This window comes from Betaproteobacteria bacterium, from assembly GCA_016791345.1.
GTDB lineage: Bacteria > Pseudomonadota > Gammaproteobacteria > Burkholderiales > JAEUMW01 > JAEUMW01.
In genome coordinates this window covers 1-10,887 of the sequence record JAEUMW010000297.1, presented here as the reverse complement: position 1 = coordinate 10,887, position 10,887 = coordinate 1, and the positions used below count along the sequence as shown (strand labels likewise).

Here is a 10,887-nt window from a genome sequence, read left to right as displayed (position 1 = left end):
GATGGTCTGCGCCTCGGTCATCATCTTCGCCGCAAGATCGCGCGACAGCGGGTACTGACAGATGTCGACGAGCGTCGAATGGCTCAACGCGCTGATCGGGTTGAAGGTGAGATTACCCCAGAGCTTGAGCCACATCTCGGAGCGGATGTTGGGCAGGATCGGCGACTTGTAGCCGGAGCGGATGAACGCGTCCGAGATGCGCCTGGCGCGCTCGGTCTCGACGCCGTCGATCTCGCCGATCGGAAACCGGTCGCCCTCGATCACGTGGATCACGCCGGGAGCGGCAATCTCGGCCGCAGGATAGACGACACACCCGACGATGCGCTCCTTCTCGATGTTCGCGACGCACACGCCGCCGGGATCGACCGATTCCACAATGCGCCCGTCGAGCTCGCCGCCGTGCTTCTGGAAGTACCAGAAGGGAATGCCGTTCTGTGTCGGCACCACGACCGTATCCGGGCCGAACATCACCCGCAGATCAGCCGCCACCGGCGGCAACTGCTGCGCCTTCATGCCGAGGATCACGACGTCCTGGACGCCGGCTTCCTCCATGCTGCTGGTCGCCTTCACCTCGCGCGCCACCACTTCGGCTCCGTCGTGGCCGACGAGCTTGAGACCGTTCGCCCTGATGGCGGCCAGGTGCGGGCCGCGCGCGATCAGCGTCACCTCCTCGCCGGCCAGGGCGAGCTTGGCGCCGAGCATGCCGCCGATCGAACCGGCGCCCACCACGCATATCTTCATCGCATCAACGCTCCATCAGGGGGACATAGGGCTGTATGGACGGGCCGACGTAGCGCTGCCGCGGCCGCCCGATATGCTGATCCGGTGCCTCGATCATCTCCTTCCATTGCGAGATCCAGCCGATCGTGCGCCCGAGGGCGAAAAGCGGTGGAAACATCTCGGTCGGGAAGCCCATCGCCCGCAGCATGATGCCGGAGTAGAAGTCGACGTTCGGGAAGAGCTTGCGCTGGATGAAGTATTCGTCTTCCAGAGCGATCCGCTCGAGTTCCAGAGCAAGCTCGAACAGCGGCTCGTCGCGCTTGTCCAGCGCGGTCAGAACCTCGTGGCAGGACTCGCGGAGGATCGCCGCGCGCGGGTCGTAGTTCTTGTAGACCCGGTGGCCGAACCCGGTGAGGCGGAACGGGTCGCTCTTGTCTTTTGCGCGCTTGATGTAAGCCGGCACCCGCTCCTTGGTGCCGATCTCGCGCAGCATGTTGACGACGGCCTCGTTGGCGCCGCCGTGATCCGGCCCCCACAGCGCCGCGATGCCCGCCGCGATGCAGGCGTAGGGATTGGCATGACTCGAGCCCGCGATGCGCACGGTCGATGTCGAAGCGTTCTGCTCGTGGTCGGCGTGCAGCACGAGGAAGCGGTTCATGGCCCGCGCCAGCACCGGGTTGACGACATACTCCTCGCACGGCACGCCGAAGCACATGTGCAGGAAGTTCGACGCATAGTCGAGGTCGTTCCGCGGGTACATGAACGGCAGACCCATCGAGTACTTGAAAGCCATCGCGCAGATGGTCGGCATCTTGGCGACGATGCGGTGCGTGGCCACCATCCGCGCCTCGGGGTCCCTGACGTTTATCCGATCGTGATAGAAGGCGCTCAAGGCGCCGACAGTGCCCACCATCACCGCCATCGGATGGGCATCCCGACGATAGCCTTCGAGGAAGCGCTTGAACTGCTCGTGCACCATGTTGTGATGGCTGATCACGTGCTCGAAGCTCTGCAGCTCGGTGCGATTGGGCAGCACCCCGTAGAGCAGCAGATAGCAGACTTCGAGAAACCTGGCGTCGGCCGCCAGTTCTTCGATCGGAAAGCCACGATGCAGCAATACGCCGCGCTCGCCATCTATATAGGTAATCGCGGAATCGCAGCTCGCCGTCGACATGAATCCCGGATCGTAGGCGAAATAGCCGGTTTCGGCGTAGAGGCGCCTGATGTCGATGACTTTCGGGCCGTGCGTGCCCGCGAGGAGCGGAAGATCGTATTGCCTGCCATCGGCGTGAAAGATGATCGTGACCTTCTCGCCCGTCGCGGGTCCAACGATCTCGAGATCGGGAAGTTTGCGCCCCATATGTCGTGCCTCCTCGGTTAACTTCCCATGATCGGGCACGACGGGCCTTGCCCGCAAGGTCGAAACAGTGGGCCTGCGGGGGCAGGGACAGTGTGGTTGCTGAATTGCAGAGAGTGGCCGGCCGGCCGAGGGCGCTGCGCCTTGACAGGGGGGGGCCGGGTCATTACCCTCCACTGCCTCGTTGAATGCACCTTGCCCTTCTGCGGCGCCAGATAGATAAGTGGCGAATTAGCTCAGCGGTAGAGCAGAGGAATCATAATCCTTTGGTCGGGGGTTCAAATCCCTCATTCGCCACCAACTCCTGCCCGCCTCGCTTCAGCGTCACTCGTGGTCAGCCGCGATCGCCGATTGTGAAGCACGTCTCTGTCCCTGATACCCGTCGCGCTCTTCAGCGCCAGCGCCCTCCTCGCGCTGGGCCCATCCATGGCAAACGGTCGAAAGGTTCCTGAAAGGAATGGCACGGAAACTCGTACTGCTTTCCAGCCGTTGGTCAGGCTGCTGTTGGGCAGGATGAATGGGCAGGAATAGTGTATCGACCCAGTTTGACAGCGAGGAAGCCATGACGGACGGATCGAGCGGCGGCAGTAACGTCGTCGGAGAGGCAGACGAGATTGGTTCGTCTGAGCACGTGGAAGATGGTGACGACTGCCCGATAGGCTCTCCCATCTTCACCAAATCAAACCAGCTGCGCGAGCGCGCCCACGCCGTCATCCCAGGCGGCTGCCATACCTACGCCAAAGGCGACGATCAGTATCCTGTCCTCGCACCAGGCTTCATCGCACGCGGGTTGGGTTCGCACGTCTGGGACGTGGACGGCAACGAGTTCATCGAGTATGGTATGGGCAACCGCACGGTCGGCCTTGGCCATGGCTTCCAGCCGGTCGTGGAGGCGGTGCAGCGGGAACTCACCAACGGCTGTAACTTCACACGCCCGGCAGCGATCGAGGTCGCCGCGGCGGAGCAGTTCCTCGGCCTCATCAAGACTGCCGAGATGGTGAAGTTCTGCAAGGACGGCTCCGACGCGACCTCCGGTGCGGTTCGGTTGGCACGCGCCTACACCGGGCGCGATCTCATCGCCATTTGCGGCGATCACCCGTTCTTTTCGGTCGATGACTGGTTCATCGGGACCACTGCCATAAACGCGGGCATCCCGCAGGCAACGCAGGCACTCACCGTCAAGTTCCGCTACAACGACATTGCCAGCGTCAAGGCACTCTTTGAACAGTACCCCGGTCAGATCGCAGCCTGCATCCTGGAGGTGGAGCGCACCGAACCACCGCGCGACAATTTCCTCCAAGAGTTGAAGCGCGCCTGCCACGATGCTGGCACGCTGCTCATCTTCGACGAGATGGTCACCGGTTTCCGATGGCACAACGCGGGCGCGCAGAAACTGCATGGCGTTACCCCGGATCTTTCGACCTGGGGCAAGGCGATGGGTAACGGGTTCGCCGTCTCGGCGCTCGCTGGAAAGCGGGAATTCATGCGGCTGGGCGGCCTCGATCACTACGACAAGCCACGCGTGTTCCTGCTATCGACCACCCATGGAGCAGAAACTCACGCGCTCGCCGCCGCCATCGCCACCATCCGGGCCTATCGGCAGGAACCCGTCATCGAGCACCTGTACCGCCAGGGAACCCGCCTCAAGACCGAGGTGCAGCAGGTGATCCGCCGCCACGACCTGTCCGAATACGTGAAGATCGTCGGCAAGCCCTGCTGCCTGTTTTACGCTACGCTCGACGCCAACAAGGCGTCTTCGCAGGCATTCCGCACCTTGTTCCTGCAGGAAACGATCCGCCGCGGTGTCCTCATGCCGTCGCTGGTGGTGAGCTACGCGCACGCCGATGACGACATCGACCGCACCGTTGCCGCAATCGATGGTGCACTCGCGGTCTACAAGAAAGCGCTCGCGGACGGCGTGGAGCGATACCTGGTCGGCCGACCGTCGCAGATCGTCTATCGTCACTACAACCAGCCCGATCCGGGGTAAGTTGCGCGCCCGCTGCAGCGGTCACGCGATCGATCATGGCTCGTAGCCGAGGTTCGGCGCGAGCCATTTTTCTGCCGTAGCAATGTCCCACCCCTTGCGCCGCGCGTAGTCCTCCACCTGATCGCGGCCTACCTTGCCGACCGCAAAATACTGGGACTCGGGATAGGCCAAGTAGAATCCCGACACCGCCGCTGTGGGCAACATCGCAAAACTGTCCGTGAGCGTCATGCCCGCCCTGGCTGGCACATCGAGCAGGGCGAACAGCGGTCCCTTCTCGGTGTGGTCGGGACATGCCGGATAGCCCGGCGCAGGGCGGATCCCGCGGTATTGCTCGCGCACCATGCGCTCGTTGTCGGTGTCCTCCCCCGGGCTGTAGCCCCAGAACTCGCGGCGCACGCGCCAGTGCAGGTGTTCGGCGAACGCTTCGGCCAGGCGATCGGCCAGCGCTTTCAGCATGATCGCGCTGTAATCGTCGTGTCGCGCCTCGTATTCCGCAACGCGCTCGTCGATGCCGTGGCCCGCGGTCACCGCGAACGCACCGAGATAATCGCGCACACCTGATTCCTTCGGCGCGACGAAGTCCGCCAGGCAGCGATTGAATCGCCCTTCCGGCTTTTCCGTCTGCTGGCGCAGGTTGTGGAAAGTCATCATCACGTCGCGCCGCGCTTCGTCGCTGTAGATCTCGATGTCGTCGCCGACCGCATTCGCCGGGAACAGACCGACCACTCCGCTGGCACCCAGCCACTTCTCGTCCACCAGGCGCGGCAGCATGGCCTGCGCGTCCTTCCACAGCGCACGCGCCGCCTCGCCGACCGTCTTGTCCTCCAGGATGGCCGGATAGCGGCCGCTCAGCTCCCAGGTCTGAAAGAAAGGTGTCCAGTCGATGAAGGGTACGAGGTCTGCAAGCGGATAATCACTGAAACCGCGCACGCCGAGGAAAGCGGGCACCGGCGGACGATACGTGCCCCAGTCGGGGCGGAAGCCGCGCTCGCGCGCCTGGGCGAGCGACAACGTGGGCGCCGGACCCTTCTTGCCTTTCTGTTGCTCTCGTACCCGGACGTACTCCGACTTGAGTTTCTCCACGTACGGCGCACGCTGCTCTTCCGACATCAGACTGCTGCACACCGTGACACTGCGCGACGCATCGGGGACCCAGATGGTGGGGCCCGCGTAGTGCGGCTCGATCTTGACGGCGGTGTGCACACGGGAAGTGGTGGCGCCGCCGATCAGAAGCGGCACCCTGAAACCCTCGCGCTGCATCTGCTTGGCGACGTGCGACATCTCTTCGAGCGACGGTGTGATGAGTCCCGAAAGACCGATGATGTCCACATTCTCGGCACGCGCCTGTGCGAGGATCTTCTCGGACGGGACCATCACACCCATGTTGACGACGTCGAAGTTATTGCAGGCGAGCACCACGGCAACGATGTTCTTGCCGATGTCGTGCACGTCTCCCTTGACCGTTGCGAGCAGTATCTTGCCCTTGCTCTGCGCATCGCCGGACGCCGCCTTCTCTGCCTCGATGAAGGGCACGAGGTGGGCCACCGCCTGCTTCATCACGCGGGCGGACTTCACCACCTGCGGCAGGAACATCTTGCCCGCGCCGAAGAGGTCGCCGACGATGTTCATGCCGTCCATGAGCGGGCCCTCGATCACCTGAATCGGTCGCTCGAACTTCTGTCGCGCCTCTTCCGTGTCCTCCACGATCCATTGCGTGATGCCGCGCACGAGCGCGTGGCTCAACCGTTCCTCCACCGGCGCGTCACGCCATGAGAGATCCTCGACCCGTTCCCTCGCCTCGCCCTTGAAGCTCTCGGCGAAGGTCACCAGCCGCTCGGTCGCATCCAGGCGGCGATTGAAGAGCACGTCCTCGACCCGCTCCAGCAGGTCTTTCGGAATCTCCTCGTAGACCCCAAGCTGACCTGCATTGACGATGCCCATGGTCATGCCGGCCTGCACTGCGTGATAGAGGAAAGCCGTGTGCATGGCCTCGCGCACCGGCTCGTTGCCGCGGAAGGAGAACGACAGATTGGACACGCCGCCGCTCGTCTTGGCGTGGGGCAGCCCGGCCTTGATCGCCCGCACTGCCTCGATGTAGTCGATGGCGTAGTTGTTGTGCTCCTCAAGCCCGGTCGCGATGGCGAAGATATTGGCATCGAAGATGATGTCCTCGGGCGGAAAGCCGACTTCCTTCACCAGCAGGTGATAGGCGCGGGTGCAAACCTCGATCCGCCGCGCCAGCGTGTCGGCCTGTCCCTGTTCGTCGAAGGCCATGACGATGGCCGCCGCCCCGTAGCGCCGCACCAGCCGCGCCTGGCGCAGGAACTCCGCCTCGCCTTCCTTCATGCTGATGGAGTTGACGACCGCTTTGCCCTGCACGCATTTCAGGCCGGCCTCGATCACCGACCACTTCGATGAGTCGATCATGATCGGCACGCGGGAGATGTCGGGCTCGGAGGCGACGAGATTCAGGAACGTCGTCATGGCCTGCTGCGAGTCGAGCATCGCCTCGTCCATGTTGACATCGATGATCTGCGCGCCGTTTTCCACCTGCTGGCGCGCGACGGTGAGCGCGTCGCTGTAATTGCCCGCGAGAATCAGCCGTGCGAACGCCTTCGAGCCGGTCACGTTCGTGCGCTCGCCGACGTTCACGAAGAGCGAACCATCGCCGATGTTGAGGGGTTCCAAGCCAGACAGGCGGAGCTTCTTCTCGATGGTCGGAGTCTGGCGCGGCGGCAGTCCGGCCACCGCTTCCGCGATCGCCTTGATGTGTGCCGGCGTGGTACCGCAGCAGCCACCGACGATGTTGACGAACCCGCTTTGCGCGAAGTCTCCGAGAAACGCGGCAGTCTGCTCCGGCGTCTCGTCGTAGCCTGTTTCGGCCAAGGGATTGGGCAGGCCGGCGTTCGGGTAGGCCGATATCGCAACGTTCGCGATGCGCGACAGCTCCTCGATGTGCGGACGCATGAGCTTGCCGCCGAGCGCGCAGTTCAGCCCCACCGAAAGCGGTCGGGCGTGGGACACCGAGTTCCAGAATGCCTCCACGGTCTGACCGGACAACGTACGGCCGCTCGCATCCGTGATCGTGCCCGAGATCATCACCGGCAGCCGCACTCCGTGTTCGACGAAGTACTGGTCGATGGCAAAGAGCGCTGCCTTGGCGTTGAGCGTGTCGAAGATGGTCTCGACGAGCAGCAGGTCGACGCCGCCCCCGACGAGCCCCGCCACCGCCTCGCCGTAGGCGGCGACGAGGCCATCGAAGGAGGTGTTGCGGAAACCGGGATCGTTCACGTCCGGCGACAGCGATGCGGTCCGCGTGGTCGGGCCGAGCGCCCCGGCAACGAAGCGCGGCTGGTCCGGATTCTTCGCCGTCCACGCGGCAGCGGCTTCGCATGCGAGTCGGGCCGCCGCAACATTCAGTTCCCGCACCAGATGTTCCATGTGGTAGTCCGCCATGGACACCGCGTTCGAGCTGAACGTGTTGGTCTCGATGATGTCGGCGCCGGCGGCGAGGTACGCCTCGTGGATCTCGCGGATCACCAGCGGCTGGGTCAGCACCAGCAGATCGTTATTGCCCTTGACATCGTGCGGGAAGTCGGCAAAGCGCGCCCCGCGATAGTCGGCTTCCGTGAGCTTGTAGCCCTGGATCATGGTCCCCATGCCGCCATCCAGGATGGCGATACGGCGCTCGAGAAGGGCGTGCAGACGACGTTCCGTGTCATTGTGCATGGCTTTGGCAACCTGGCTTGCGCGAGGGCGTGGGGAAACCGGGGCTGGCATCGTACCAAATTCCCCTGAGGGCCATCGGCCGCCCGGAGTCGGCATGGATCAGAGGCGGTCCAGCCGGCGATACTGAATGGCTTCCGCGACGTGGGCGGGGGTGATGTTCGTCGCGCTGGCGAGATCGGCGATGGTCCGCGCGACCTTCAGGATGCGATGGTATGCGCGCGCCGAAAGCCCAAGCTGGGTGAGGGCCTGCTTGAGCAGCGCGCGCGCCGCCTCGTCGATGGCGCACCACCTGTCGATCTCACGCGTACCGAGCTTCGCGTTGGATTTCTGCTGGCGCTCGATCTGGCGCGCGTGCGCGGCCTCGACCCGTGCGCGAATCGTCGTGCTCGCCTCACCGACTGCGCGCTGCGCCAACTGTTCCTGCGGGACCGCCGGCACTTCGATCTGCAGGTCGATGCGGTCGAGCAGCGGACCGGAGATTCGCGCCCGATAGCGCGCCACCTGCTCCGGTGTGCAGCGGCAACGACCGTTGAAGTGCCCGAAGTAACCGCAGGGACAGGGATTCATCGCCGCCAGGAGTTGAAACTGCGCGGGGAAGTCCACCTGTCGTGCCGCCCGCGAGATGGTGATGCGACCCGATTCGAGCGGCTCGCGCAGCACCTCCAGCACGCGCCGGTCGAACTCGGGCAGTTCGTCGAGGAAGAGCACACCGTGCATGGCGAGCGATACCTCGCCGGGACGCGGGTGCGTGCCGCCGCCGACAAGTGCCACCGCCGACGCCGTGTGATGCGGCGCGCGAAACGGGCGCCGTCCCCAGTCCTCCACGTCGAAGCCGACGCTGCCGACCGATTGGATCGCCGCGGATTCGAGCGCCTCGTCTGCGGTCATCGGCGGGAGGATGCCGGCGAAGCGCTGCGCCAGCATGCTCTTGCCGGTGCCCGGTGGCCCCGACATCAGCACGCTGTGGCCACCCGCTGCGGCAATTTCCAGCGCCCGCTTGGCCTGCGTCTGGCCCTTCACGTCCTGCATATCCAGATACTCGGCGGCGCGGGTGATGCGCGAATCGCGGTAACGCACGAGCGGTGTCTGCCCGGCAAGGTGCGCGCAGACTTCCAGCAGCGATGCGGCGGGAAGAATCGTCGCGTTCTCCACCAGCGCGGCTTCCGGCGCGCTTTCCCGCGGCAGGATGAAGCTGCGTCCATCGCGGCACGCGTTGAGCGTCATGGCAAGCGCACCCCGAATCGGGCGCAGTGCGCCACTCAGTGCAAGTTCTCCGGCGAGTTCGTACTCGGCCAGATGCTCCGCCGGCAGCTGACCCGAGGCGACGAGGATGCCGATGGCGATGGGCAGATCGAACCGTCCGCTTTCTTTCGGCAGATCGGCGGGCGCCAGGTTGACGGTGATGCGACGTGCAGGAAACTCGAACCGGCAGTTCTGCAGGGCCGCACGCACGCGATCCTTCGCCTCCTTCACCTCCGCCTCCGGCAGACCGACGATGGTGAAGCTCGGCAAACCGTTGGCGAGGTGCGCCTCGACGCTCACGAGCGGGGCTGACATGCCCGCGAGCGCACGGCTGTGGACGACTGCGAGGCTCAAGCGGGACGGAGCGCGCGCACGAGGGATCAGCCGCCGCTGCCGGAAGTGCTCCGCGCTTCGATGGCAGCGAGTCGCGCTTCGAGTTCCGTGAGCTTCTCGCGCGTGCGCATCAGCACTTGTGTCTGCACGTCGAACTCCTCACGCGTCACCAGGTCGAGTCGCGATGCCGCGCCGGCGAGCATCGCCTTCAGGTTCTTCTCGACATCCTTCGCCGGACTTTTCTCGAGAATTTCCTTGATGCGATTACCGAGATCGTCGAGCACTTTCGCATTCAGCATGGGCTCTCTCCTGCCAGCCTTGATAGGCCCGCCAGTCTAGCAAATTACGTTTGTCAAGTCGGACTGTTGCCTTCACGCAACAGTCTCGCCGTTCGCGCAGAAAAAAGTCACAGATTCTTCGCACCAAGGCTGTGCCCAGCCTCGAATTCCTGCACTACATCGAGGCGCAAAGCCTTTCAGACATCGGCAGAGTACACGCAACTTACTGATATATATAAATAATTCTATTGGCACACGGAATGCTAACTCGCTGCGCCGTAGTTTTTCATCATCCCGTCATCCTGACCAACAAGGGACTATCAAATGAGAAAGCAAACGCTCCTCGCCGCTGCGCTAGCAGGTGCACTGGCGGCCCCCGCGATCTCTTCGGCCGAAGAACCGGCGTCACCCTACACGTTTACCGGGAACGTCACCGTCGCCAGCCAGTACATATTCCGTGGCCTCAGCCAGACCAACCGCGAGCCGGCCATCCAGGGCGGCTTCGACTTCAGCCACGAGAGCGGCTTCTATATCGGCAACTGGAACTCGAACATCAGCTGGCTTACCGACAGCAACTCCTACGCAAGCTCCAGCATCGAGATGGACTTCTACGGCGGCTACCGCAACAAGTTCAAGGTGCTCGACTCGGACATCAGCTACGACGTCGGTCTGCTCTACTACGCGTATCCCGGCAACATCAATCGCGACCTCCTCGGCGGCCAATGCTGCGCGAGCGCGAACACCCTCGAGGCATACTTCTCCCTGGGCTGGGAGTGGATCACCTTCAAGAACTCCTTCAGCATCACGGAGAACACCTTCGGTGTGCGCAGTTCAGCCGGCACCTGGTACGGTGACCTGACTGCCGCGTATCCGGTCGCCGATTACGGTGTCACGCTGATCGCACACGTCGGCTACCAGTATTTCGCTGGCTCGAATGGCGGCCTCTCCAACAACTCGCTCTACTCGTATGGCGACTGGAAGGTCGGCGCCAACTACGACCTGGGCAAGCTCGCCCCCTGGCTGACCGGAACGACGATCGGCGGCTTCTACACCGACACCTGGGACGCCAAGTCGACCTCCTACGGGCCTCCCACCTATCCGTCCAACATCGCGGATGGTCAGTTCGTCGCCTTCCTGTCGAAGACGTTCTGACGTGTCATCGCACGGCTCCCTGGGCAGTCATCCCGACTGCCCTCCACTGCTGCTTACTTCCAGGGGAACAGCGCAATGAAATTCGT

The 10,887-nt window shown here is 63.8% G+C and carries 7 protein-coding genes and 1 tRNA gene; 3 read left to right on the top strand and 5 right to left on the bottom strand.

Features of this window, described 5'->3' with window-relative positions:
* Positions 1–741, bottom strand: a 741-nt coding sequence (locus JNK68_11990) for a 2-dehydropantoate 2-reductase (GenBank protein ID MBL8541076.1), incomplete at its 3' end; no start/stop codon positions are given.
* Positions 742–745: 4 nt separating this feature from the next.
* Positions 746–2,080, bottom strand: a complete 1,335-nt coding sequence (gltA, locus tag JNK68_11985; protein MBL8541075.1) for a citrate (Si)-synthase — start codon at positions 2,078–2,080, stop codon at positions 746–748.
* 222 nt (positions 2,081–2,302) lie between these two features.
* Here gltA and JNK68_11980 point away from each other — a divergent pair.
* Positions 2,303–2,377: transfer RNA gene (locus JNK68_11980), tRNA-Met, on the top strand.
* A gap of 262 nt (positions 2,378–2,639) precedes the next feature.
* Entirely contained in the window at positions 2,640–4,067 is a 1,428-nt protein-coding gene (locus JNK68_11975) for a glutamate-1-semialdehyde 2,1-aminomutase (GenBank protein ID MBL8541074.1), read from the top strand.
* 33 nt (positions 4,068–4,100) lie between these two features.
* Here the strand turns inward: JNK68_11975 and metH are convergent, their stop codons facing one another.
* The 3 genes from metH to JNK68_11960 all read right to left on the bottom strand — a co-directional run bounded on the left by metH (position 4,101) and on the right by JNK68_11960 (position 9,670).
* The gene (gene metH, locus JNK68_11970; GenBank protein ID MBL8541073.1) at positions 4,101–7,796 is read right to left on the bottom strand and encodes a methionine synthase; all 3,696 of its coding nucleotides are present in this window, start codon (positions 7,794–7,796) and stop codon (positions 4,101–4,103) included.
* 99 nt (positions 7,797–7,895) lie between these two features.
* A complete protein-coding gene (locus JNK68_11965) occupies positions 7,896–9,392 on the bottom strand; it encodes a YifB family Mg chelatase-like AAA ATPase (protein ID MBL8541072.1) in 1,497 nt (498 codons plus the stop codon).
* A 26-nt stretch (positions 9,393–9,418) separates the two neighbouring features.
* Positions 9,419–9,670: an accessory factor UbiK family protein gene (locus tag JNK68_11960; GenBank protein MBL8541071.1), complete on the bottom strand. Its 252-nt coding sequence runs from the start codon at positions 9,668–9,670 to the stop codon at positions 9,419–9,421.
* Between the two features lie 303 nt (positions 9,671–9,973).
* Between JNK68_11960 and JNK68_11955 the strand changes: the two genes are divergently transcribed.
* The gene (locus JNK68_11955; GenBank protein ID MBL8541070.1) at positions 9,974–10,801 is read left to right on the top strand and encodes a hypothetical protein; all 828 of its coding nucleotides are present in this window, start codon (positions 9,974–9,976) and stop codon (positions 10,799–10,801) included.
* Positions 10,802–10,887 lie beyond the last annotated feature (86 nt).

Coding starts and splice junctions, on each gene's coding strand:
- gltA (MBL8541075.1), bottom strand. CDS start 2,080: ATGGGGCGCAAACTTCCCGATCTCGAGATCGTTGGACCCGCGACGGGC.
- JNK68_11975 (MBL8541074.1), top strand. CDS start 2,640: ATGACGGACGGATCGAGCGGCGGCAGTAACGTCGTCGGAGAGGCAGAC.
- metH (MBL8541073.1), bottom strand. CDS start 7,796: ATGCACAATGACACGGAACGTCGTCTGCACGCCCTTCTCGAGCGCCGT.
- JNK68_11960 (MBL8541071.1), bottom strand. CDS start 9,670: ATGCTGAATGCGAAAGTGCTCGACGATCTCGGTAATCGCATCAAGGAA.
- JNK68_11955 (MBL8541070.1), top strand. CDS start 9,974: ATGAGAAAGCAAACGCTCCTCGCCGCTGCGCTAGCAGGTGCACTGGCG.